This window comes from Saccharothrix isguenensis, assembly GCF_052936305.1.
On record NZ_CP193626.1, the window covers coordinates 7,572,575 to 7,595,188 of the forward strand.

Sequence of the window (22,614 nt, forward strand, 5' to 3'; positions counted from 1 at the left end):
CAGCTCCCCTACCTACTTCTTCTCCGGCAACGGCGGGAACTCCGCGTGCTCCGGCATGGCCGGCGCGGTCCACCCGCGGTCCGCGGCGATCTTGGCTCCGCGCACGGTCTCCGGCGCGGCCGACGGGCCGTCCAGGTCCGCGTCCCGGCCCTCGAAGAACCCGGCGAGCTGCAGCTCGGCCTGGCGGAAGTCGGTCAGCGGCGCGCCACGGGTCGGGTGCGGCTTCTCCCCCGACTGCAAGGACTTCACCAGGTCCAGCGCGCCTTCCGGCGTCTGGTTGTCGAAGTACTCGTAGTTCACCTGGAGCACCGGTCCGAGGTCGCACGCGGCCAGGCACTCGGCGTGCTCCAGCGTGATCGAGCCCGGCGCGCCCGGCTCGCCCGCGGTCTCATCGTGGCCGACGCCCAGGTGCTCCTTGAGCTTCGAGTAGATCGCGTCACCGCCGAGCACCGCGCACAGCGTGTTCGTGCAGACGCTCACCAGGTGCTCGCCGCACGGGCGGCGCTTGTACATGGTGTAGAACGTCGCGACCGCGCTGACCTCGGCGTTGGCCAGGTCGAGCTGGTCGGCGCAGAACGTGATGCCGGCCTGGCTGACGTACCCCTCGACCGACTGCACGAGGTGCAGCATCGGCAGCAGCGCCGACCGCGACTGCGGGTAGCGCGCGATGATCGCCTGCGCCTTGTCCACGATCGACTGGTCGAACACGCTGGTGTCGACCGGGTTCTCGGTCACCAGCCGCTGCGTCTCGACGGGGTCCAGCGGGGAGGCCGCGTAGACCTCTTCGGAAGTGCTCATCGGTCACAACCACCCATCACCGGGTCGATAGAGGCCACCGAGGCGATGACGTCGGCGACCATGCCGCCCTCGCACATCGCGGGCATCGCCTGGAGGTTCACGAAGCTGGGTTCGCGCACGTGCACGCGCATCGGCCGGGTGCCGCCGTCGGACACGACGTGGTAGCCGAGTTCGCCGCGCGGCGACTCGATCGGCACGTACACCTGGCCCGCCGGCACCGCGAAGCCCTCGGTGACCAGCTTGAAGTGGTGGATCAGGGACTCCATGGACTGGCCCATGATCTTGCGGACGTGCTCCAGCGAGTTGCCCATGCCGTCCGAGCCGATGGTCAGCTGCGCGGGCCAGGCGACCTTGGCGTCCTCGACCATGACCGGGCCGGGCACCAGGTTGTCCACGGCCTGCCGGACGATCTTCAGCGACTGGTGGATCTCTTCCAGGCGCAGCAGGTACCGGGCGTACGAGTCGGCGGCGTTCGAGGTGGGCACGTCGAACTCGTAGTTCTCGTAGCCGCAGTACGGCTCGACCTTGCGCATGTCCCAGGGCAGGCCGGCGGAACGCAGGACCGGGCCGGTGATGCCGAGCGCGAGGCACGCGTCCACCGGCAGGTAGCCGACGCCGGCGAGCCGGTTGCGCCAGATGGGCTGGCCGGACAGCAGCTTGTCGTACTGCGGCAGCCGGGAGTCCATCACCTTGATGAAGTCCTTGATCTTCTGCTCGGCGCCCTCGGGCAGGTCCTGCGCCAGGCCGCCGGGCCGGATGAACGCGTGGTTCATCCGCAGACCGGTCATGAACTCCAGCAGGTGCAGGACCTCTTCGCGCTCGCGGAAGCCCGCGGTCATGCCGGTCAGCGCGCCGAGCTCCATGCCGCCGGTGGCCAGCGCCACCAGGTGTGAGCTGATCCGGTTCAGCTCCATGAGGAGCACCCGGATCGTCTGCGCCCGCTGCGGGACGGTGATGCCGAGCAGCTTCTCGACGGCCATGCAGTACGCGGCCTCGTTGTGCAGCGGGGCCAGGTAGTCCATGCGCGTCACGAACGTGACGCCCTGCGTCCAGTTGCGGTACTCGACGTTCTTCTCGATACCGGTGTGCAGGTAGCCGATGACGCTGCGGGCCTGGGTGACCGACTCGCCCTCCAGCTCCAGCACCAGGCGCAGCACGCCGTGCGTGGAGGGGTGCTGCGGGCCCAGGTTCATGACGATGCGCTCGTCACCCGCGGCCTCGGCCAGCACCTCGTCCCAGTCGCCGCCGGTCACCGTGTAGACGGTGCCCTCGGTGGTCTGGCGCGAGCCGGCGTACGAGTCGGGGTTCGACGTCGTGCGGTTCGCGTCGTGCGAGTCGCTGTCGCGGCCCGGGCCACTGGTGTCGGTGCCCGTGGTCACGTCGGAAAGCCGTTCGGTCATGAGTAGGACCGCCTCTGGTCTGGCGGGGGGATCTCCGCGCCCTTGTACTCCACCGGGATGCCGCCGAGCGGGTAGTCCTTGCGCTGCGGGTGGCCGTCCCAGTCGTCCGGCATGAGGATCCGGGTCAGCCCCGGGTGGCCGTCGTAGATGATGCCGAACATGTCCCAGGCCTCGCGCTCCTGCCAGTCCGCGGTCGGGTAGACCGCGACCACGCTGGGGATGTGCGCGTCGTCCACGTCGACCGCGACCTCCAGCCGGACGCGCCGGCGGTAGGTCATCGACGTCAGGTGGTAGACCGAGTGCAGCCGCTGCGGCGCGTCGACGCCGTAGTCCACGCCGGACACCGAGCTGCACAGCTCGAAGCGCAGCGCCGGGTCGTCGCGCAGGACGCGGCACACCTCGACGAGGTTCTCGCGGCGCAGGTAGAAGGTGATCTCGCCGCGGTCCACGGTGATCTGCTGCACCGTGTCGTCGGGCAGGCCCCGCTCCCGGATCGCGGCCAGCAGCTCGTCGGCGACCTCGTCGAACCAGCCGCCATAGGGCCGATCGGACGGCGCGGGCACGTAGGCGGGCAGCCGCAGTCCGCCGAAGCCGGACGTGTCACCGCTGCCGGAGATGCCGAACATGCCCTTGCGGGCCTTGCCCGCCACGATCGGCGCCTTCTCGGCGGCGCCGTTCGCCTCCAGGCCTTCGACGGCGCGGTCGGCGCTGGAACCAATGTCCCCTGGCTCGGTCATCGGATGCTCACTTCTTCGCAAAGCGCTCGGAGGACGGGATCAGGTCCGTGGTGTGGCCCGAGGCGGCCAGCACCGAGGCCCGGTTCGGCCCGAGCGGTTCGTCCATGATCTTCGCGTGGATCTTGAGGATCGCGTCGATCAGCATCTCCGGCCGCGGCGGGCAGCCGGGCAGGTACATGTCGACCGGCACGACGTGGTCCACGCCCTGCACGACCGCGTAGTTGTTGAACATGCCGCCACTGGAGGCGCACACGCCCATGGCCAGCACCCAGCGCGGTTCGGGCATCTGGTCGTAGATCTGGCGCAGCACCGGCGCCATCTTGTTCGTCACCCGGCCCGCGACGATCATCAGGTCGGCCTGGCGCGGCGAGGCGCGGAAGACCTCCATGCCGAACCGCGCGAGGTCGTAGCGCGGACCGCCGGTGGTCATCATCTCGATCGCGCAGCAGGCCAGGCCGAAAGTGGCCGGCCAGAGCGAGGACTTGCGGGTCCAGTTGACCAGCTTCTCCACACTGGCGAGCAGGATGCCGTTCGGGAGCTTCTCTTCGAGACCCACAGGATCTTCCCCCTCAGTTCCAGTCGAGGCCGCCGCGACGCCACACGTAGGCGTACGCGAAGCCGACCGTCGCGACGAACAGTGCGATCTCCACCAGGCCGAACAGGCCGAGCCGGTCCGCGGAGACCGCGAAGGGGTAGAGGAACACCATTTCGATGTCGAACAGGATGAACAGCATCGCCGTCAGGTAGTAGGCGACCGGCATGCGGCCACCGCCCACCACCGGTTGCGGCGAGGGCTCGATGCCGCACTCGTAGGCGTCGAGCTTCGCGCGGTTGTAGCGGCGGGGCCCGATGAACGGCGCGGCCGTCACCGAGAACAGCGCGAAGCCTGCTGCGAGGGCGAACATCAATACGAGGGGGAGGTAAGGGTCCAGCACTCTCCGTCGTCCTTTCCTCGCTGTCGCGGTGGTGGTGCACCGCTGACCGTTGCGCACCCTAAAGGGTGGTCGAGCGGCCTCCGGAGGTTAGGCGCGCCTAACATTCCGCAGGTCGCTTGTGAAACACTTCACAAGGCATCTCAGCCGGTTGTGAACTGATTCACAAGACCTGAGGTCCAGTGTAGAACGTCACACAGAGGCGTGACGGGCACCCCCGACATAGTCGCTGACCTGGTCTTTTTCGGTGCAGTTCAACAGTTGGGCGACGGCTGTGTGAACGGCGGCACACCGAAAACGAAACAGCGCCGACTTCGAAGGCGGCGCTGCGTCGACTGGAAGGCGGTCGGGGGAAGCCCGTTAGGCCGTAGGGGCTAGTTTCGTCGCCGCGGTGATCATGCGGTCGAACGCGTCGCCGTCCTTGGGGTCGTAGAGGCCCGCGAGGAGCTTCAGGACCAGCTTCATCAGGGTCTTGCGCGGCAGCCCGTACTTGGTGGCGGTGCGCATGATGATCGGGTTGCCGATCAGCTTGCTGAAGATGTTGCCGAGCCGGTAGTAGCTGCCCAGGGCCTGCTCGATGTGCACCGGGTAGCCGCGCAGCGCCCGTTCACGGCTCGCGCCCTGGCGGGCCAGCGCCTGCACCACGGTCTCCGCCGCGATCCGCGCCGACTCCATCGCGTAGCCGATGCCCTCGCCGTTGAACGGGTTCACCATGCCGCCCGCATCGCCCACGAGGAGCAGGCCGTCGCGGTAGTGCGGCTTGCGGTTCAGGCCCATCGGCAGGGCCGCGCCGCCGATCTTGCCGGTGGCGTTCTCCTCGCGGAAACCCCACTCCTCCGGGGTTCCGTCGAGCCAGCTCTTGAGCAGCGCGCGGTAGTCCGTGGTGCCGTAGGCCTTCGAGGTGCTGAGGATGCCGAGACCGACGTTCACGGTTCCGTCGCCCATGCCGAAGATCCAGCCGTAGCCCGGCAGCAGCACGTTGTTGGTCCGGTCCCACAGCTCCAGGTGCGACTCCAGGTAGTCGTCCTTGGTGCGCGGGCTGGCGTAGTAGCGGCGGACCGCGACGCCCATCGGCTTGCGGTCGTCCTTCTGGATGCCGAGGCTGAGCGCGAGGCGCGCGCTCACGCCGTCGCAGCCCAGGACCAGCGGCGCCCGGTAGGTGACCGGGGTCTTGTCCGGCCCCTGCTTGGCCGTGACGCCGACGACCCGGCCGTGCTCCACCAGCGCGCCGGTGACGGTCGTCTGCTCGTGCATCCGGGCGCCCGCGTCGACGGCGGTGCGGGCCAGCATCTCGTCGAAGTCCTGCCGGGGCCGCACCACGCCGTAAGGCGGGAACGTGGCCAGGTCCGGCCAGTCGAGTTCGAGCGTGACGCCGCCGCCGACCACCCGCAGGCCGCGGTTGTGCAGCCAGCCCGCCTCTTCGCGCATGTCGATGCCGAGGTCGATGAGCTGCTTGACCCCCCGCGGGGTCAGGCCGTCGCCGCAGACCTTCTCGCGGGGGAAGGTGCTCTTCTCCAGCAGCACCACGTCCAGGCCCGCGCGTGCCAGGTAGGTGGCCGCGGTGGATCCCGCGGGACCCGCCCCGACCACGATCACCTCGGCGTCCTCGCCTGCCTTTCGGCGGCTGGGAGTCGTCATCCCCGCTCCTTGTGCATGTGTTCACAAAGTCCACGGCGAGTCTACTGGCGGGCACCTGAGAGCCATGCCGGAGCGGTCGGCGAGGGCTTTCAGCTCGGACCGGCGCGGCCGGGGTCAGGCCGGCTTGGTGCCGCGGTGCAGGGCGACCAGACCACCGGTGAGGTTCATCCAGGCCACGTCGTCCCACCCGGCGCGGGCCACGATCTCGCCGAACTCGCGCTGGTCGGGCCAGGTGCGCATGGACTCGGCGAGGTACTTGTAGGCGTCCGGGTTGGAGGACACGAACCGGCTGACGAACGGCAGGATCCACAGCAGGTAGCGCTTGTAGACGAAGCGGAACGGCCGGAACGTCGGCGTCGACACCTCGCAGATCACCAGCCGGCCGCCGGGGCGGACCACGCGGGCCATCTCGCGGAGCGCGGCCTCGGGCTCGTTGAAGTTCCGGATCCCGAACGACACGGTGACGGCGTCGAAGGAGTTGTCCGCGAACGGCAGGCGCATCGCGTCGGCGGCGACCTTCGGCACCTGCCGGTGCGCCCCGGTCTGGAGCATGCCGAGCGAGAAGTCGGCGGCGACGCACCACGCGCCGGTGGCGGCGTACTCGACCGTGGAGACGGCCGTGCCGGCCGCCAGGTCGAGCACCTTCTCGCCGGGCCGGGCGTCCAGGACCCGCCTGCTCCACTCACGCCAACGCCGGTCGAACCCCAGGGTCATGACGGAGTTCGTGCGGTCGTACCCCTTGGCCACGCCGTCGAACATCTCGGCGACCTCGCGGGGGTTCTTGTCCAAACCTGCACGCGACATGCCCTGAAGCCTAAGTGACCGCCCGCTACCCCCACACGCTCCCTCCCCCTCGCCGCGACCCGCGTGAGTCCCGCGTTCGCGTCGTGCTCGCGCTGGGTCAGCGGGCGCGGAGGGCGGTGAGCATGCCGTCCACGGCCGCCTGCCACGGGTACTCCTCGGCGCGGGCACGGGCGGCGGAGCGGCGGGCCGGTTCGGGGTCGTCCAGGAGCGCGTTCACGGCGCCCGCGAACGCCGGGGCGTGGTCGGCCACGGCGGCGCCGCAGCCGGGGCGGACGATCTCCTTCAGCGCCGACGACGCCGAGACCACCACGGGCGTGCCGGAGGCCAGGGCTTCCAGCGCCGCCAGGCCGAACGTCTCGTGCGGACCCGGCGCCAGGGAGACGTCGGCCGTGGCGAGCAGGTCGGCGACCTCGGTGCGCCGGCCGACGTACCCGAGGAACGACACCGGCAGGCCGGCCGCACGACGTTCCAACGCCTCGCGCCGCGGCCCGTCACCCGCGATCACCAGCCGCACGTTGTGCCCGGCGGCGTGCAGCTCGGCCGCCGTGTCCACGCTGCGCTCGACGTGCTTCTCCGGCGACAGCCGCCCGCAGTGCACCAGCAGCGCGTCGGCGCCCCGGGCCAGGTCCGCCTTCAACGACCGGTCGTGCCGGGTCGGCGTGAACGTCCGCAGGTCCACGCCGAGCGGCACGCGGGCGACGTTGCGCGCGCCGATCCGGTCGAACTCCTCCCGCGCGAACTCCGTCGTGCACACCACCGTGTCGTACGAGGCGGCCATCCGGGCGTTCGCCCAGTCCGCGCCCCGCCGCGCGAAAGCCCTCGGCAGCAGGAACTGCTCCAGCAGCCGGTCCAACCGCTCGTGCGAGATCACCACGCTCGGCACGCCGCGCGCCGCCGCCCACCGGCCCATGCCGCGCAACGTCAGCCGGTCGGACACCTCCAGCCGGTCCGGTCCGAGGTGGTCCAGCAACGTCCGCACCCGCCACGGGTCGACCGCCCGGTACCCACCCGTCCCGGGGATGCGCGGCGCGGGCAACGTGATCCGCCGGACGCCCGGTGACAGCTCCTCGTCGGCGTGCGCCGCGCCGGGGACGACGAGCGTGACGTGGTGGCCGTTCGCCGCGTAACCGCCGCCGAGGTGGTGCAGCGCCGTGCGCAGACCACCGGAACGCGGGCCGTAGAAGTTGGCCAGCTGCACGATCCTCATGCGTGCCCGGTTCGCGCGCGTGCCCGGATCCTCATGCCGCACGACGCTCCGGCAGGTCCAGCACGGCCGCGTAGTGGCCGAGCAGCTCGTCGCACACGGCGGACCACGTGCGTCCGCGCACCCAACGCCGCGCCGCCTGGCCGTACTGCCGCCGTCGCAACGGATCGCCCAGCTCCACCACGGCTCGCCGGAGCTGCGCGTCGTCCGCGACCAGGTAGCCGGTGTTCGGCTGCACGAGGTCGCGCGGGCCGCCCGCGTCCGGCGCGACCACCGGCACACCGCTGGCCAACGCCTCCTGCACCGCCTGGCAGAACGTCTCGTGCGGCCCCGTGTGCACGAAAACGTCGAGGCTCGCGTAGGCGGTGGCCAGGTCCGTGCCGCTCTTGAAGCCGAGGAACGCGGCGTCGGGCAGGTGCTGCCGCAACTGCGCTTCCTCCGGGCCCTCGCCGACGACGACCAGCCGCACGCCGGGGAGGTCGCCGAGCACCGCCAGCCGCTCCACCCGCTTCTCCGGCGACAACCGGCCGACGTACCCGACCAGCAGCTCGCCGCCCGGCGCGAGTTCGGCGCGCAGCGCCTCGTCCCGCCGACGGGGGTTGAACAACTCGACGTCCACCCCCCGTCCCCACTGGTGCACGCGGGGGATGCCGTGCTGCCGGAGCGCGTCGACGGCCCAGCTCGACGGCGCGAGCGTGCGGTCGGCCTGGGCGTGCAGCCGCCGTGTCCACCGCCAGGCGGCGCGGGCGGTGAGGCCGAGCCCGTAGTGGCCGGCGAACCCGGCGATGTCGGTCTGGTAGACGGCGACGGTCGGGATGCCCAGCCTCCTGGCCGCCGACACGCCCCGCGCGCCCATCACGAACGGGCTCGCCAGGTGCACCACGTCCGGCTGGAAGTCGGCCAACGCGGTCAGCACCTTGCGCGTGGGCACGCCGACCGGCAGCGAGCTGAACCTCGGCAGGTCCACGGCGGGCACGCGGACCACCGGCGTGCCGAGGTGGTGGTCGGCGCCCGCGCCCGGTGCGACCACCAACGCCTGGTGACCGTGCGCCTTCAGGTGCTCCAGGACGCGGAGGACGGAGTTGGTCACCCCGTTGACCTGGGGCAGGAAGCTCTCGGTGACGATCGCTACGCGCACCAGGTCACCCTGCGGTGCCAAGGACACGGCGGCGTGACAGCTCTGCGAACGGCGGCCGAACTCCTCACGTCGGGGTTGACGTTGTCCCTGGCTTCACCTTGTGTACGCGTCTTGGCCACTCGGTGCGGTGACACTAGGTCGGCATGACCGTCTTGTCGTCCCGACCCGTGCAGCCCGTCGATCCCGGCCTGGTGTCGATCGCGCTGGAGATAGCGGGGCGACTCGCCAACGACGCGTCCGACGTGATCATGGCCACGGCCGGTCGCGGTGCGCGGTCCGACGACGAGACGTCGCCGTTCGACTGGGTGACGGACACCGACCGGACTTTGGAGCGGCACACGCGGCGGGTGCTGACGGCCGAGTTCCCGGACATCCCGGTGTTCTGCGAGGACGTCGACGAGGACGTGGCCAGCGACGCCGAGTACCGGTGGGTGGTGGACCCGGTCGACGGGACGGCGAACTACGTGGCCGGGGTGCCGTGGTGCGCGTACAGCCTGGCGCTGGTGGACCGGTGGGGGCCGGTCGTCGGCGTGGTGGCGGACCCGTACCGGGCGCAGATCTACGCGGCGGCGCGAGGTCGTGGGATGCGGGCGAACGGCACGCCGGTGAAGCTGGGCGACCAGGCGGTCAGCTCGATCGTGTGCACGGAGATGACGCGGACCGGTCCGTGGCCGGGGATGGGCGAGTTCATCTCGCGGGCCGCGCTGGCGGGCACCGGCGTCCGGGTGCTGGGTTCCAAGGCCTTAGCCGTCGCCCAGGTGGCCCTGGGTCACGCCGCCGCCGCCGTCCTGCACAGCTACCACGAGTGGGACGTGGCCGGCGCGGTCGCCTTGGCGGTCGAGTCCGGCGCGGCCGTGCTGGACCGGAGAGGCGAGGACGACCCGTTGCCGGTGGACGGCCTGCTCGTGGCGATGCCGGAAGTGGCCGAAGAAGTCCTGGCCTGGTGGCAGTCCTCAACGGCCCGTTAACCCGATTGCCGGACATGGCGCGCGCGGTCGAGGTCGCGGGGCCGTGCGCCTCCGGGCTAGCCGTTGCCCAGGTGGGGGAGCTGCTGTTCGAGGACTTCGAGGTGGGAGCGCACGGCGTCCAGCGACGTCTGGTCGAGCATTTGCAGGGCCACGCGGCCTACTTCGTCCTCGAACGACGTGAAGTCGCGGACGGTGGCGGACATGCGCCGGGACACCGGGTGGTTCTGGTCGGCGCCCAGTGCGCGCCCCAGGTCCGCGATCCGGCGCACGGCCGACAGCTCGCCACCGAACTGTCCCGCGATCCGCTCCAGCCACTCCCGGGCCGGTGACGCGGGCACCGCCGCCACCGCCGCGTGAGCCCGCCGGACGGCCAGCTCGCACCGGCCCACCATCGCGGACCACCGGTCGTTCACCGGCGGAGGCGGGGGTGGGGGCGGGGGGAGGTGCGGCAGCGGCGGGGGAAGGGCGGGTCGGGACCGCCGGCGCACGGCGCCCACGACCAAGCCGATGAGGGAGGCGGGGATGCCTCCCACCATCGCACCCACCATCCCGGCGGCGATGAACGACGCGGCCCACAGCTGATCGTCATCGGTGTCCGTCGACGCCAGTCCCAGCATGAGCAAGACCGTCATCAGCGCAGTGCCGATGACGAAGCCCCACAGCGCCGCTCGTCCCATGGCGCCCAATCTGCCAGATCAGGCGTCGTAATCCACGGTTACGGCCGAGGTCACGGGAACGGACTGGCAGGTCAGCACGAACCCGGCGTCCACCTCGCGCGGCTCCAGCGCGTAGTTCCGGCGCATGTCCACCTCACCCGACACGACCAGCGCCCGGCACGTCCCGCACACCCCGCCCTTGCACGCGAACGGCAGGTCGGCACGCAGCCGCTGCGCCGCGTCGAGGATCGGCACGTCCGCCGGCACCGGCACGACGGTCGTCCGCCCGTCCAGGATCACGGTCGCCGTGGCAGCGGCCGTCACCGCGGACGACTCACGGCGAGGCGGAGGCGGAGGCTCGTCCACGTAGAACAACTCGTGGTGCACCGACGACACGGGAACGCCCAAGGACGCCAACACGTCCTGCGCGTCCCGCACCAGCCCGTAAGGCCCGCACAGCCACCACTGGTCGACATCGGCCCACGGCACCACCGAACCGAACAACGCCCGCAGCTTCGCCGCGTCCAACCGCCCGGTGAACAGCTCGACGTCCCGGGGCTCCCGCGACAGCACGTGCACCAGCTGGAACCGCGCCGGGTACCGGTCCTTCAGGTCCGCCAGCTCCTCGGCGAACATCACCGTGTCCGCCCGTCGGTTCCCGTACAGCAGCGTCACCCGCGCCCCGTCCGCCAGCACCGACGCGGCGATGGACAGCGCCGGCGTGATCCCGGACCCGGCGACGACCAACGCGTGGTGCGAGCCGCCGGACGGCGTGAAGTGGCCCAACGGCGGCAGGACTTCCAGCACGTCACCGCGCTGCAACCGGTCCACCAGCAGCGTGGAGAACAACCCGCCGTCCACCCGCCGGACCCCGATCCGCAGCGGACCGCCGGCGGGCGCGCAGATCGAGTACGACCGCCGCTCGTCGCCGTTGCGCAGGGTCAGGTACTGCCCCGGCGAGAACGCGAAGTCGGCCGCCAGCGACGCGGGCACCTCGAACGTCACCGCGACGGCGTCCGAGCACAGCTGCTCGACCGACGCGACGGTCAGCTTGTGGAACACCGGCCGCGCCATCAGATCTCCTTCACGTGCTCGAACGGCTCGGCGCAGTCCGCGCACCGCCGCAGCGCCTTGCACGCCGTCGACCCGAACCTCGACAGCTCCGACGTGCGGTACGACCCGCAGCGCGGGCACGCCACCCGCCGCGACGGCGGCACCAGGTTCAACGGCACCGGCCCGACCTCCTGGGGCCCCAACCGGGACGGCGGCGCGATGCCCGCCTCCCGCAGCTTGCGCAACCCGTCCTCGCTGATCCAGTCCGTGGTCCAGGAGGGCGACAGCGACAGCCGCACGTCCACCGCCGAGAACCCGGCCGCCAGCAACGACCGCCGCAGGTCGGCGCCCATCTCGTCGAGCGCCGGGCAGCCCGAGTAGGTGGGCGTGATCGTCACCGACACCCGCCCGTCCTCCTCGGTCACGTCGCGCAGCACGCCGAGGTCGGCCAACGTCAGCACCGGCAGCTCCGGGTCGCGGACGCTCGCCGCGACCTCGAACGCGGTGCTCGTCCTGGTCACCACTTCGCCCCCGGCAACGACCGGTGCAGGTGCTGCATCTCGGCCAGCAGGTAGCCGAACGCCTCGGTGTGCACGCCGTCGCGCCCGGCCCGCCCGTTGACCCGAGCCGCGGGCACGTCCGCCGGCCGCGTCAGCCCGGCCGCCGACAGCACCGCGTCCAGCACACCGTCCACTTCGGACCGCAGCTCCCCCGGGTCCACCGCGACACCGGCCAGCCGCGTCTCCACCGGGTGCGGCGTGAACAGCTCGTCCAGGAACGGCCACACCCTCTCCAGCCCCGCCTGCATCCGCCGGTGCGACTCGTCCGTGCCGTCGCCCAGCCGGACGACCCACTGCGCCGCGTGATCGCGGTGGTAGGCCAGTTCCTTCAACCCCTTGGCCGCCACCGCCGCCAACACCGGGTCCGCGCTCCCCCGCAGCCGGGAGAACTGCGCGATCTTCCACGACGAGAACACCAGCAGCCGCGCCATGGTCGTGGCGAAGTCGCCGCCGGCGAACGGGCCGCACTCGATCTCCGCCAGGTGCGCGTTCAGGAAGTCGCGCTCGTCGCGCAGGAACGCCAGCGCGTCCTCGTCCCGCCCCGCGCCCTCGACCTCGCCGGCCCTGGTCAGCAGCAGCCGGGCCTGGCCGAGCAGGTCGAGCGCGATGTTGGCCAGCGCGACGTCCTCCTCCAGCTCCGGCGCGCGGGAACACCACTCGGCCAGCCGGTGGGACAGGACCAGCGCGTCGTCGCCCAGCATCAGGCAGTACGCCGCGAGGTCGGCGCGGTCGACGTCCGGCACGTCCCGGTCGACCCCGGCCAACGCCTCGGTGAACCCGGTCCCGAAGGCCCAGTGCGTGTCCTCGTGGTCGATCAGGGACTCGTACGCGTTGTCGAAGCTCATAGGTGCGGCACGTCCTCGGGGATCGCGTAGAACGTGGGGTGCCGGTAGACCTTGTCCCCGCTGGGCTCGAAGAACGGGTCCTTCTCGTCCGGTGACGACGCGGTGATCGCCGCCGCCGGCACCACCCAGATCGACACGCCCTCGTTGCGCCGGGTGTAGACGTCACGCGCGTTGCGGACGGCCATCTCGGCGTCCGGCGCGTGCAGCGACCCGACGTGCACGTGGTTCAACCCGCGCTTGCCGCGCACGAACACTTCCCACAGCGGCCACGACGAACTCATGCCACACCCTCCTCGGCGGCGGCGCGACGGGCGGCGTGCGCCGCAGCGGCCGCACGCACCCACTCGCCGTCCTCGTGCGCCTTGCGCCGGTGCGCGACGCGCTGGGCGTTCGACGGCCCGTTGCCGCCGACGACCTGCCAGAACTCGTCCCAGTCGGGCTGCCCGAAGTCGTGGTGCCCGCGTTCGGGGTTCCACTCCAGCTCGGGGTCGGGCAGCGTCACGCCCAGCTTCTCCGCCTGCGGCACGGTCATGTCCACGAACTTCTGCCGCAGCTCGTCGTTGGTGTTGCGCTTGATGCGCCACTTCATCGACTGCTCGGTGTTGGACGACTCGGCGTCCGGCGGGCCGAACATCATCAGCGACGGCCACCACCAGCGGTCCACCGACTCCTGCACCATCGCGCGCTGGGCGTCGGTGCCGGCCATCATCGTCATCAGCAGCTCGTAGCCCTGCCGCTGGTGGAAGGACTCCTCCTTGCAGATCCGGATCATCGCCCGCGCGTACGGCCCGTAGGACGTGCGGCACAGCGGCACCTGGTTGCAGATGGCGGCGCCGTCCACCAGCCAGCCGATCACGCCGACGTCGGCGTAGGACAGCGTCGGGTAGTTGAAGATCGAGGAGTACTTCTGCCGGCCGGAGACGAGCATCCCGGTCAGGTCGTCCCGGTCCGCGCCCAGCGTCTCGGTCGCGGCGTAGAGGTACAGGCCGTGCCCGGCCTCGTCCTGGACCTTGGCCAGCAGGATCGCCTTGCGGCGCAGCGACGGCGCACGGCTGATCCAGTTGCCCTCCGGCTGCATGCCGATGATCTCGGAGTGCGCGTGCTGCGCGATCTGCCGGATCAGCGTGCGGCGGTAGCCGTCGGGCATCCAGTCACGCGGCTCGACGCGCTGCTCGGCCGCGACCGTGCGCTCGAACTGTGCCTCCAGGTCCATGCACCGATGTTACACCTGGAGGCTGATTTTGGGCAGAACTGTCACAACCCTCGGCGCCTGGCTCTCCGGGCGAGCCACCAGGCCGGCGGCAACAACACCGCCCAGACCGCGAGCAGGAACGTGCTGATCGGCAGCAGCGCGAGCGCGGCCGTGCGTCCGGCGACCCTGGCGATCTCCGGGTCGGCCGTGTCGTACTCGATCCGCACCAGCTGGCCGGGCTCCAGCCCTTCGGGGTACAGGACGCCCTGCGACGGGCTGTGCACGGCGCCGTCCGGCGTGGCGAAACGCACCACCGTGCGCTGGAACGAGACCGACACCACCTCGGCGGTCGCCTTGCCCAGCCGCTCCTCGATCATCAGGTCGTCCCGCCAACACGCCGCCAGCAGGATCACCCCGATCAGCGTCACGACCGCGCCGAGCACCAGCAACGACCGGCTGGCCAGGAGCAGAGCCTTCGGGCGGGCACCTGTCCGCACTGCGTCGTCCACCACAACTGAGGAGTCTAGGGCGGCCTACGCGTCGGATCTCAGCGACGAGTCCATACCCTCGAAGCCGTGACCTCAGCTCCTGCCTCGCGGACCCGACAAAGGCTGCGCGCGCACACCAGGCGCGCGGCGGGCCACGACCTGCTGGGCAGGCTGCCGGCGCCGACCGGGGCGCTGAGCTGGGTGCGGGACGGATCAGGCCTGGTCGGGTGGGGTGAAGCGGCCCGGTTCGAGGCGTCCGGGCCGGACCGGTTCGCGGCGGCGGACCGCTGGTGGCGCGAGTTCACCGACGAGCTGGACGTGGACGACGAACTGGGCGTGCCGGGCACCGGCCCGGTGGCGTTCCTGAGCATGGCGTTCTCCGACCGGCCGGGGCACTCGGTGCTGGTCGTGCCGGAGGTCGTGCTGGGCCGCCGCAACGGGTACAGCTGGACCACCACGATCGGCAACGGCGGCCGGTGGCGGGTCGAGCCGGTGCGCAAGCCGTCCCGGGTGCGCTACGCCGACGGGCAGGTGTCCGTCACCGGCTACCGCGAGGCCGTGCGGACCGCCGTCGACCGGATGCGGGCGGGTGACCTGGACAAAGTCGTGCTCGCGCACGACCTGCTGGCCGTCGCGGACATCGGGATAGACCACCGGTTCGTGCTCGACGGCCTGGCCCGCCGCTACCCGGAGTGCTGGGTGTACGCCGTGGACGGCCTGATCGGCGCCACCCCGGAACTGCTGCTGCGGCGCAGCGGCTCGGTGGTCGACTCCCGCGTGCTCGCCGGGACGACGTGGCCGCACGACGGGATGTCCGACGACGAGCTGGCCGCCGCGCTGCTGTCGTCCGGCAAGAACCTCGGCGAGCACGACTACGCGGTGACGTCGCTGGTGGAGACGCTGCGTCCGTTCTGCTCGACCATGTCGGTGGACGGCCCGTCGGTGCTGCGGCTGCCGAACGTGTCGCACCTGTCCAGCGACGTGATCGGCACGCTCAGCGGCACGCCGTCACTGCTCGCGCTGGGCGAGGCGCTGCACCCCACAGCCGCCGTCGGAGGCACACCGCGCGCGGAGGCCATCGCGATGATCGACGAGCTGGAAGGCATGGACCGCGGCCGCTACTCCGGTCCGGTGGGCTGGATCGACGGCAACGGCGACGGCGAGCTGGGCATCGCGCTGCGCTGCGCCCAGGTGAACGGCCGCACGGCCCGCCTGTACGCCGGCTGCGGCCTGGTCGGCGAGTCCGACCCGGACTCGGAGGTTCGGGAGGCGCACGCCAAGATGCGGCCCTTTCGCGAAGCCCTCGAAGGCATGTGACCCCGACGGCGTGCGATCCCGACGGCGTGTGACCCCCGAGGGCAGTCGACCCACGACGAACGCGGGGCCGCGCCTGGTCGGGGACGGCCCCGCGTTCGTCTGGTTCTCGGTGATCAGTGGTGGTGGCCGGCGAGCAGCTCGTGCGTCTGCTGGATCTTCTGGAACGCCTTCGGCTCGGTCACCGTCGCCGCACGCGCGGCGAACCCGGCGGCGCCCGGCGCGACGGCCGGCTTGCCCGGCGTGTACAGCCAGGTCCGGAACAGCTCGTCCAACTGCTTGCCCGACAGCCTCTCCGCGAACGCGATGAACTCGTCCGTTGACGCGTTGCCGTTGCGCTTCTCGGCCGGCCACCGCTTCAAGAGCTGGAAGAACGCCTCGTCGCCGATCTCGCCGCGCAACGCGTGCACGGTCAGCGCGCCCCGGTCGTACACGGCGCCGTGGAACTGGTTCGGCGCGCCCGGGTCACCCGGCAGGACCTGCCAGAACGGGCTGTCGGCCGGGTACAGGCCGTAGACGTAGTCCGAGTTCTCCTGGACCGTGCCCTCGCCGACGTGCTCCGACCAGAGCCACTCCGCGTAGCTCGCGAAGCCCTCGTTCAGCCAGATGTCCTTCCAGCCCCGCACCGACACCGAGTCGCCGAACCACTGGTGCGCCACCTCGTGCGCCACGACGTAGGTGTTGGCGCCGCGGCGGAAGAACCCGGCGTCGTACGTCGACCGGGTCTGGTTCTCCAGCGCGAAGCCGATGCCCGGCGTCGCCACCCCGCCCTGCGCCTCGAACGGGTACGGCCCGAAGTACGTCTCCAGGAACTCCGTCATCTCGGGCGTGCGCTCGATGCTCGCCACCGCCGCGCCGTAGTCCGCGCCGAGCCGCTCCGAGTACGCGTTCAGCACCGGCTGACCGTTCGGCGCGGTCGACTGGCGGATCTCGAACTGGCCGATCGCGAGGAACGCCAGGTACGTCGCCTGCGGCTGCAGGCTGCGGTAGCGCCACCGGGTCCAGCCGTTGATCTGCTGCGCGGTGCCGTTGAAGATGCCGTTGGAGATGACCTCGACGCCGGTCGGCACGGCCACCGACACGTCGAACTTCGCCTTGTCGGTCGGGTGGTTGTTGCTCGGGAACCACCACGGCGCGATGTCCGGCTGGTCGATCGCCAGCGCGCCGTCCGGGGTGCGCTTCCACGACGTGTAGCCGTCCACGGCGTAGGAGGAGGGCGTGTCGGAGTACGTGACCACGATGGTCATGTGGGCGCCCTTGCGCACGTTGCCCCGGGGGTCGACCACGAGCTCGCCGTCCGCCTGCGAGAACTCGGCCACCTTGTTGTCGACCCGGACCGAGCTGACCTCCAGCAGGAAGTCGAGGTTGAACCGGCTCAGGTCCTGGGTGGCCTTGGCCAGGATCGTCGTCGTGCCGGAGAGGGTGTCGTTCGCCGGCTGGTAGTTGAGCCTGATGTCGTAGTGCGACACGTCGTACCCGCCGTTGCCGGCGTTCGGGTAGTACGGGTCACCGATGCCCGGTGCTCCCGGCTGGGCCGCCGTCGCCGTGCCGGCGAGCAGGAGCAGGGACGCCGCGGTGGCGGTGCCGAGGGTCAGCTTGGCTCTCAGGGACATGCGGCGAAACTAGTCCGACCGGGCGGCGGCCTGTACCCCCATCAGTAGGGCCTCCGACCAGTGGAATTCGCACAATTCGCCCCTTTCCACTTCTGTTTCACGCGTCCGTGCAGGCCGATGACGGGTTGTGCCGATTTGGGCCGGTTTCGACCGGTTTCCGTACCCGGCCGAGTGACGAACTCCGAATGCTAGTTCGAATACTATTGAGCCATGGATGTTCCGCCCGTGTTGTTGACCGAGGATGACGTGTTCGCCGCCGTTGCGGAGGTTGAAGCGTCCATTCGGGCATCGCACCGGCGACGGCTGGAATTGCTCGCCGAGGTGGTGCGCTGCGGGTACGACCTGGATTCGTACCGGCGGTCGGTTCGGGTGAATCCGGTGGAATTCAAGCAGTGGGTCGCGCAGGTGGGGTTGTTCCTGCCGTCGGTCGCGCCGACCGGGCAGTCGTTGCCGCCGCTGCACCCGGTGGTGGGTGGGGCGTTGGCGGAAGGTGTGTTGTCGGAGGGTCATCTGCGGGAGTTGGCGCGGGCGGTCGGGACGCTGAAGCTGCCCGACTGGTCGGAGGAGGTTCTGGTCGAGGCGGCGCGGTCGGTGGAGCCGAAGGTGGTCCGGCAGCTGGCGGACCGCATCCGGGACCGGGTCGAGCAGGACGCGGTGGACGAGCTGGACGAACCGGCGGCGGAGCCGGCGGATGTGCTGTACCTGCGGGATCTGCCGGGTGGACGGGTCGAGTTCTGGGGTGAGCTGTCGGCGGAGACCGGTGCTCGGTTCACCGCGATGCTGGAGCCGTTGTCCGTGCCGCGTCCGGAGGGACCGAAGGACCGGGCGCGCCGGCTGGGTGAGGCGTTCGCCGACGTGGTGTCGCTGGCGTCGCGGTCGGGTGACCTGCCGTCCGAGGCCGGGGAACGTCCGCACATCAGCGTCACCGTGGATGTGGAGACGCTGCGGCGTGGGGTGGGGCACGCGGTGCTCGACGGCGACCGCTATGTGAGTGCGGCGCAGGCGCGGCGGATCGCGTGCGACGCGAAAGTGATCCCGGTGGTGATGGGTGGCGATTCGGAAGTGTTGGATCTGGGTCGGACGAAGCGGACGGTGAGTGTGGCGCAGCGCAAAGCACTGCATGCCCGCGACCGGGGATGCGCTTTTCCGGGGTGTTCCCGACCGCCGAAGTGGTGCGACGCGCACCATGTGCGGCACTGGTCGGACGGCGGGGACACCGATCTCGGGAACCTCGTCCTTTTGTGCCGCGCGCATCACACGCTGGTGCACCACTCACCATGGCGGATCACCATGACCGGAGGCATTCCGACGTTCATTCCGCCACGACACGTCGACCCGCGTCAGAGGCCCCGGCAGAACCTGCTCCACCGACCGACCGTGCCCCTCGCGGCCTGACACGCGGACCGGCCCGGGTCACGTGAGCAGCCACCTAGTGGAATGCGGTGGACACGGCGTGCTTCAACCGGGCGTGCAGGCCGCGCAGTTGATTCCGTGCCGGCCGGACTTCGACCACGCGGATGCCGCTGGGCCGGTCGAGCGCCTGCCGGAACTCGTCCGGCGTGCGGGCGAGGGTGTGCGGCACGTGGTGCGCCTTGCACAGCGCTTCCAGGTCGACGCCGTGCGGCGTGCCGAAGACGCGTTCGAACACGTTGTCGTGCTCCTTCGCGCCCTGCTCCAGCAACGTGAAGATGCCGCCGCCGTCGTCGTTGAGCACCACGACCGTCAGGTCGGGGCGCGGTTCGTGCGGGCCGACGATGAGGCCGCTCGCGTCGTGCAGGAACGTCAGGTCGCCGATCAGGGCGTAGGTGGGGCCCTGGGCCAGCGCGATGCCGGCGGCGGTGGACACGCTGCCGTCGATGCCCGCCACGCCCCGGTTCGCGTAGGTCCGGAGGTCACGGCGGGGCTCCGCGACCAGGTCCACGTCGCGGATCGGGTTGGACGAGCCGAGGAACAGGTTCGCGCCCGCGGGCAGTGTGGCGACCAGGTCGCGGGCCACGTGCAGGCCGGTCGGCCAGGGCTCTTCGGCGAGCAGGTCGTCCACCACGTCCACGACGACCTTGTCCGCGTGCTGCCAGGCGGTGAGCCAGTCGTCGTCCACCTCGTGCTCGCCCAAGGCCAGGTCGGTGGACGTGTGGGTGGCGGTGAACTGCGGGTCCGGCCAGTCGAGGTCGTCGGAGAGGGCGTGCACCACCGGTGTTCGGGCGATGAGCTTCAGCACACCCCGGGAGAGGGTCGCGCGGCCCACGACCACGACCGCCTGCGGCTTCAGCCGGTCGGGCAGTTCGCCGGCGTTGAGCAGGAGGGTGCCGTGGCGCAGGCCGTGGCCGGTGGGTTCGGCGATCAGCGGCCAGCCCGCGCGTTCGGCCAGGTCGGACAGGTCGTGGTCGGTGTCCCCGACGATCACCAGGGTGCGCGGGCCGAGGTGGTCGGCCGGGTGCAGCGAGGTGGTGGTGCGCGGGATGGCGCGCGTCCACGGCATGTCGAACGGGCGGCCGTCCAGGCTCTCCGGCCAGTCGTCGTCGTGGTCGGGCACCAGTGGCTCGCGGAACGGGACGTTGACGTGCACCGGGCCCTGCTCGCGGGCGGTGGCGACGGCGCGGCAGGTCAGGGACCGCCACAGGCCGTTCTGGTCGTCCCGGCTCTCGGCGATGGGGAACTGGAGCGTGTCCAGGCCGAAGATGCGCTGCTGGTCGACGGTCTGGCTGGCACCCGTGCGGTACAGCTCGACCGGGCGGTCGGCGGTGAGCGCGATGACGGGCACGCCCGCGTGCCTCGCCTCCAGCATCGCCGGGTGCAGGTTCGCCACGGCGGTGCCGGACGTGCAGGTGACGGCGGTGACCTGGTTGCCGCCCTTGGCCAGGCCGAGGGCGAGGAAACCGGCGGTGCGCTCGTCGATGCGGACGTGGAGGGTGAGGCGTCCGGCCACGGCGGCCTCGTGCAGGGCGAAGGACAGCGGGGCGTTGCGCGATCCTGGGCTCAGCACGACGTGCCGCACGTCGTTGCGGATCAGCTCGTCGACAAGCACCCTGGCCTGCGCGGTGGACGGGTTCACCCGGCCATTGTCGCGCAGGGTGCGATCAGGTGATTCGCCTTGCTGAGCGAACAGGTGTTCGAGATGCCCGGATCAGGACGTCCTACCAGCGCGGACCCGTCATGCCGACCCGCCGGGAACCAGGCCCGCCCTCAGGTTCGCCGCAGGCCTATTGTCCGTGCCGTGGCAGATCAGGACGTTTCCGAGCTGTTCGACCCCACCCGCTGGAAGCTGGTCGAGGGGTTCGACTTCACCGACATCACCTACCACCGCGCGGTCGACCAGGGCACGGTCCGCATCGCGTTCGACCGGCCCGACGTGCGCAACGCGTTCCGCCCGCACACGGTCGACGAGCTGTACCGCGCGCTGGACCACGCCCGGATGAGCTCGGACGTCGGGTGCGTCCTGCTCACCGGCAACGGCCCCTCGCCCCGTGACGGCGGCTGGGCGTTCTGCTCGGGCGGCGACCAGCGGATCCGGGGGCGCAGCGGGTACCAGTACGCGTCGGGCGAGACGGCGGAGACCGTCGACCCGGCGCGGGCGGGCAGGCTGCACATCCTGGAGTGCCAGCGCCTGATCCGGTTCATGCCGAAGGTCGTGATCGCCGTGGTGCCGGGGTGGGCGGCCGGCGGTGGGCACAGCCTGCACGTGGTGTGCGACCTGACGTTGGCGAGCGAGGAACACGCGAAGTTCAAGCAGACCGACGCCGATGTCGGCAGCTTCGACGGCGGCTACGGCTCCGCGTACCTGGCGCGGCAGGTGGGCCAGAAGTTCGCCCGGGAGATCTTCTTCCTGGGCCGGACCTACAGCGCGGAGGACATGCACCGGATGGGCGCGGTCAACGCCGTGGTGCCGCACGCCGAGCTGGAGGCGACGGCGCTGGAGTGGGCGAAGGAGATCAACGGCAAGTCGCCGACCGCCCAGCGGATGCTGAAGTACGCGTTCAACATGATCGACGACGGGCTGGTGGGCCAGCAGATCTTCGCCGGTGAGACCACCCGGCTCGCCTACATGACGGACGAGGCGGTGGAAGGCCGGGACGCCTTCCTGGAGAAGCGCCCGCCGGACTGGTCCGACTACCCCTACCACTACTGACCGCCATGATCACCGTCGAGCAACTGCGCGAAGCCCTCGGCAGGCACACCACCGTGCCGGCGGCTCACCCCGACCAGCCACTCCCGCCCCTCCAGGGCTGGGAGGCCGACGCCGTCCTCTCCGTCGACACCTCGGGGTCGACCAGCGAGCCGAAGACGGTCCTCCTCGGCGCCGAAGCCCTCACCACGTCCGCCGAGCTGACCCACGCGCGACTGGGCGGGCCCGGCACGTGGCTGCTCGCCCTGCCCACCACGCACATCGCGGGCATCCAGGTGCTCGTCCGCTCGATCGTGGCGGGCACCGAGCCGGGCGTGATGGACCTGTCCACCGGCTTCCGGGCCTCCGGTTTCGCCGCCGCGGCCCGCCCCCTCCTGGCCGAACCCGGCCGCCACTACACCGCCCTGGTGCCGACCCAGCTGGCCCGCCTGGTCGCCACGGACGGCCCCGGCCTGGCCACGATCCGCGAGTTCGACGCCGTCCTCATCGGCGGCGCCGCCACACCACCCACCCTCCTCGAACGGTCGCGGCAGCTGGGCGTCCGGGTCGTCACGACGTACGGCATGAGCGAGACGGCCGGCGGCTGCGTCTACGACGGCCTGCCCCTCGACGGCGTGCACGTCCGGCTGGTCAACGGTCGGATCGAGATCAGCGGTCCCGTGCTGGCCCTGGGCTACCGGGGCGGCGAGCGGTTCGGGGAGTGGTTCCGGACCGGTGACCTGGGGCGGATCCGGCCCGACGGCACGCTGGAGGTGCTGGGCCGCGCCGACGACGTGATCATCAGCGGTGGGGAGAACATCGTGCCCACCCGGGTCGAACGCGCGCTCACCGCCCAGGCCGGCGTGCGCGAGGCGTGCGTCGTGGGTCTGGCCGATCCGGAATGGGGCCAAGTGGTGGCGGCGGCCGTGGTGCCGGATGATCCCGGAGCCCCGCCCGACGCGGACGAGTTGTGCGCGGCGGTCGGTGAGGCGGTCGGCCGGTTCGCCATGCCGAAGCGGCTGGTCTTCGTGTCCGAACTGCCCCGACGCGGCCCCGGGAAGGTGGACCGGAGGGCGGTCACCGGCTCGTTCGGGTGAATTTCCGCCTTGGCGGCAGCCTTGTTGGTTGACAAATAACCATCCCGCGCGATTGGCTCGGCACGCCGTGACGCG

The 22,614-nt window shown here is 71.2% G+C and carries 23 protein-coding genes; 5 read left to right on the forward strand and 18 right to left on the reverse strand.

Annotated elements, in window-relative coordinates; all coding sequences use genetic code 11:
* Positions 1–12: 12 nt before the first annotated feature.
* From nuoE to ACRAKI_RS34165, 9 genes are all read right to left on the reverse strand, one after another.
* Positions 13–798, reverse strand: coding sequence for an NADH-quinone oxidoreductase subunit NuoE (nuoE, locus tag ACRAKI_RS34125; protein ID WP_447004578.1), 786 nt, complete (start codon positions 796–798; stop codon positions 13–15).
* On the reverse strand, positions 795–2,198 hold the full coding sequence (locus tag ACRAKI_RS34130) for an NADH-quinone oxidoreductase subunit D (RefSeq protein ID WP_447004579.1): 1,404 nt from the start codon (positions 2,196–2,198) through the stop codon (positions 795–797). The genes nuoE and ACRAKI_RS34130 overlap by 4 nt, the downstream gene beginning before the upstream one ends.
* Complete coding sequence (locus tag ACRAKI_RS34135; RefSeq protein WP_447004580.1) at positions 2,195–2,935, reverse strand: NADH-quinone oxidoreductase subunit C; 741 nt, start codon at positions 2,933–2,935, stop codon at positions 2,195–2,197. The genes ACRAKI_RS34130 and ACRAKI_RS34135 overlap by 4 nt, the downstream gene beginning before the upstream one ends.
* Positions 2,936–2,942: 7 nt before the next feature.
* Positions 2,943–3,491: a NuoB/complex I 20 kDa subunit family protein gene (locus tag ACRAKI_RS34140; protein WP_033436649.1), complete on the reverse strand. Its 549-nt coding sequence runs from the start codon at positions 3,489–3,491 to the stop codon at positions 2,943–2,945.
* 13 nt (positions 3,492–3,504) lie between these two features.
* Positions 3,505–3,870, reverse strand: a complete 366-nt coding sequence (locus ACRAKI_RS34145) for an NADH-quinone oxidoreductase subunit A (protein WP_033436648.1) — start codon at positions 3,868–3,870, stop codon at positions 3,505–3,507.
* Positions 3,871–4,227: 357 nt separating this feature from the next.
* Positions 4,228–5,505 carry a geranylgeranyl reductase family protein gene (locus tag ACRAKI_RS34150; RefSeq protein WP_447004581.1) on the reverse strand — a complete coding sequence of 426 codons (1,278 nt, stop codon included), beginning with the start codon at positions 5,503–5,505 and terminating at the stop codon, positions 4,228–4,230.
* A gap of 114 nt (positions 5,506–5,619) precedes the next feature.
* Positions 5,620–6,309 (reverse strand): demethylmenaquinone methyltransferase, encoded by a 690-nt coding sequence (locus ACRAKI_RS34155; protein WP_447004582.1) that lies wholly within the window; start codon positions 6,307–6,309, stop codon positions 5,620–5,622.
* A gap of 97 nt (positions 6,310–6,406) precedes the next feature.
* Positions 6,407–7,516: a glycosyltransferase gene (locus ACRAKI_RS34160; RefSeq protein WP_447004583.1), complete on the reverse strand. Its 1,110-nt coding sequence runs from the start codon at positions 7,514–7,516 to the stop codon at positions 6,407–6,409.
* A 31-nt stretch (positions 7,517–7,547) separates the two neighbouring features.
* Positions 7,548–8,651: a glycosyltransferase family 4 protein gene (locus tag ACRAKI_RS34165; protein WP_447004584.1), complete on the reverse strand. Its 1,104-nt coding sequence runs from the start codon at positions 8,649–8,651 to the stop codon at positions 7,548–7,550.
* Between the two features lie 143 nt (positions 8,652–8,794).
* Between ACRAKI_RS34165 and ACRAKI_RS34170 the strand changes: the two genes are divergently transcribed.
* Positions 8,795–9,619, forward strand: a complete 825-nt coding sequence (locus ACRAKI_RS34170) for an inositol monophosphatase family protein (RefSeq protein ID WP_447004585.1) — start codon at positions 8,795–8,797, stop codon at positions 9,617–9,619.
* 56 nt (positions 9,620–9,675) lie between these two features.
* Here the strand turns inward: ACRAKI_RS34170 and ACRAKI_RS34175 are convergent, their stop codons facing one another.
* From ACRAKI_RS34175 to ACRAKI_RS34205, 7 genes are read right to left on the reverse strand one after another with little or no spacing between them, the layout of a single operon-like run.
* On the reverse strand, positions 9,676–10,296 hold the full coding sequence (locus tag ACRAKI_RS34175) for a hypothetical protein (protein WP_447004586.1): 621 nt from the start codon (positions 10,294–10,296) through the stop codon (positions 9,676–9,678).
* Positions 10,297–10,314: 18 nt separating this feature from the next.
* Positions 10,315–11,349, reverse strand: coding sequence for a 1,2-phenylacetyl-CoA epoxidase subunit PaaE (gene paaE, locus ACRAKI_RS34180; RefSeq protein WP_447004587.1), 1,035 nt, complete (start codon positions 11,347–11,349; stop codon positions 10,315–10,317).
* The gene (gene paaD, locus ACRAKI_RS34185; RefSeq protein WP_447004588.1) at positions 11,349–11,852 is read right to left on the reverse strand and encodes a 1,2-phenylacetyl-CoA epoxidase subunit PaaD; all 504 of its coding nucleotides are present in this window, start codon (positions 11,850–11,852) and stop codon (positions 11,349–11,351) included. Before paaD ends, paaE begins: the two co-directional genes overlap by 1 nt.
* Positions 11,846–12,733, reverse strand: coding sequence for a 1,2-phenylacetyl-CoA epoxidase subunit PaaC (gene paaC / locus ACRAKI_RS34190; protein ID WP_447004589.1), 888 nt, complete (start codon positions 12,731–12,733; stop codon positions 11,846–11,848). The genes paaD and paaC overlap by 7 nt, the downstream gene beginning before the upstream one ends.
* Positions 12,730–13,014 (reverse strand): 1,2-phenylacetyl-CoA epoxidase subunit PaaB, encoded by a 285-nt coding sequence (gene paaB, locus ACRAKI_RS34195; protein ID WP_447004590.1) that lies wholly within the window; start codon positions 13,012–13,014, stop codon positions 12,730–12,732. The genes paaC and paaB overlap by 4 nt, the downstream gene beginning before the upstream one ends.
* Positions 13,011–13,946, reverse strand: coding sequence for a 1,2-phenylacetyl-CoA epoxidase subunit PaaA (gene paaA, locus ACRAKI_RS34200; RefSeq protein WP_447004591.1), 936 nt, complete (start codon positions 13,944–13,946; stop codon positions 13,011–13,013). Before paaA ends, paaB begins: the two co-directional genes overlap by 4 nt.
* A 41-nt stretch (positions 13,947–13,987) precedes the next feature.
* Positions 13,988–14,437 carry a DUF3592 domain-containing protein gene (locus tag ACRAKI_RS34205; protein WP_447004592.1) on the reverse strand — a complete coding sequence of 150 codons (450 nt, stop codon included), beginning with the start codon at positions 14,435–14,437 and terminating at the stop codon, positions 13,988–13,990.
* A 63-nt stretch (positions 14,438–14,500) separates the two neighbouring features.
* Between ACRAKI_RS34205 and ACRAKI_RS34210 the strand changes: the two genes are divergently transcribed.
* Positions 14,501–15,730, forward strand: a complete 1,230-nt coding sequence (locus ACRAKI_RS34210) for an isochorismate synthase (protein WP_447004593.1) — start codon at positions 14,501–14,503, stop codon at positions 15,728–15,730.
* A gap of 113 nt (positions 15,731–15,843) precedes the next feature.
* On the opposite strand, the gene ACRAKI_RS34215 is transcribed toward ACRAKI_RS34210, so the two are convergent.
* Entirely contained in the window at positions 15,844–17,340 is a 1,497-nt protein-coding gene (locus tag ACRAKI_RS34215) for a M1 family metallopeptidase (protein WP_447004594.1), read from the reverse strand.
* Between the two features lie 210 nt (positions 17,341–17,550).
* Between ACRAKI_RS34215 and ACRAKI_RS34220 the strand changes: the two genes are divergently transcribed.
* Complete coding sequence (locus ACRAKI_RS34220) at positions 17,551–18,735, forward strand: DUF222 domain-containing protein (RefSeq protein WP_447004595.1); 1,185 nt, start codon at positions 17,551–17,553, stop codon at positions 18,733–18,735.
* A gap of 34 nt (positions 18,736–18,769) precedes the next feature.
* Here the strand turns inward: ACRAKI_RS34220 and menD are convergent, their stop codons facing one another.
* A complete protein-coding gene (gene menD, locus ACRAKI_RS34225) occupies positions 18,770–20,392 on the reverse strand; it encodes a 2-succinyl-5-enolpyruvyl-6-hydroxy-3-cyclohexene-1-carboxylic-acid synthase (protein ID WP_447004596.1) in 1,623 nt (540 codons plus the stop codon).
* A gap of 162 nt (positions 20,393–20,554) precedes the next feature.
* On the opposite strand from menD, the gene ACRAKI_RS34230 reads away from it, so the two are divergent.
* Both ACRAKI_RS34230 and menE read left to right on the forward strand, forming a co-directional pair.
* A complete protein-coding gene (locus tag ACRAKI_RS34230; protein ID WP_447004597.1) occupies positions 20,555–21,466 on the forward strand; it encodes a 1,4-dihydroxy-2-naphthoyl-CoA synthase in 912 nt (303 codons plus the stop codon).
* A 5-nt stretch (positions 21,467–21,471) separates the two neighbouring features.
* The gene (menE, locus tag ACRAKI_RS34235; RefSeq protein ID WP_447004598.1) at positions 21,472–22,539 is read left to right on the forward strand and encodes an o-succinylbenzoate--CoA ligase; all 1,068 of its coding nucleotides are present in this window, start codon (positions 21,472–21,474) and stop codon (positions 22,537–22,539) included.
* Positions 22,540–22,614: the final 75 nt, after the last annotated feature.

Bases quoted from the DNA above. Each gene is read 5' to 3' on its own strand.
- nuoE (WP_447004578.1), bottom strand. From the start codon at position 798: ATGAGCACTTCCGAAGAGGTCTACGCGGCCTCCCCGCTGGACCCCGTC.
- ACRAKI_RS34130 (WP_447004579.1), bottom strand. From the start codon at position 2,198: ATGACCGAACGGCTTTCCGACGTGACCACGGGCACCGACACCAGTGGC.
- ACRAKI_RS34135 (WP_447004580.1), bottom strand. From the start codon at position 2,935: ATGACCGAGCCAGGGGACATTGGTTCCAGCGCCGACCGCGCCGTCGAA.
- ACRAKI_RS34150 (WP_447004581.1), bottom strand. From the start codon at position 5,505: ATGACGACTCCCAGCCGCCGAAAGGCAGGCGAGGACGCCGAGGTGATC.
- ACRAKI_RS34155 (WP_447004582.1), bottom strand. From the start codon at position 6,309: ATGTCGCGTGCAGGTTTGGACAAGAACCCCCGCGAGGTCGCCGAGATG.
- ACRAKI_RS34160 (WP_447004583.1), bottom strand. From the start codon at position 7,516: ATGAGGATCGTGCAGCTGGCCAACTTCTACGGCCCGCGTTCCGGTGGT.
- ACRAKI_RS34170 (WP_447004585.1), top strand. From the start codon at position 8,795: ATGACCGTCTTGTCGTCCCGACCCGTGCAGCCCGTCGATCCCGGCCTG.
- ACRAKI_RS34175 (WP_447004586.1), bottom strand. From the start codon at position 10,296: ATGGGACGAGCGGCGCTGTGGGGCTTCGTCATCGGCACTGCGCTGATG.
- paaE (WP_447004587.1), bottom strand. From the start codon at position 11,349: ATGGCGCGGCCGGTGTTCCACAAGCTGACCGTCGCGTCGGTCGAGCAG.
- paaC (WP_447004589.1), bottom strand. From the start codon at position 12,733: ATGAGCTTCGACAACGCGTACGAGTCCCTGATCGACCACGAGGACACG.
- paaB (WP_447004590.1), bottom strand. From the start codon at position 13,014: ATGAGTTCGTCGTGGCCGCTGTGGGAAGTGTTCGTGCGCGGCAAGCGC.
- paaA (WP_447004591.1), bottom strand. From the start codon at position 13,946: ATGGACCTGGAGGCACAGTTCGAGCGCACGGTCGCGGCCGAGCAGCGC.
- ACRAKI_RS34215 (WP_447004594.1), bottom strand. From the start codon at position 17,340: ATGTCCCTGAGAGCCAAGCTGACCCTCGGCACCGCCACCGCGGCGTCC.
- ACRAKI_RS34220 (WP_447004595.1), top strand. From the start codon at position 17,551: ATGGATGTTCCGCCCGTGTTGTTGACCGAGGATGACGTGTTCGCCGCC.
- menE (WP_447004598.1), top strand. From the start codon at position 21,472: ATGATCACCGTCGAGCAACTGCGCGAAGCCCTCGGCAGGCACACCACC.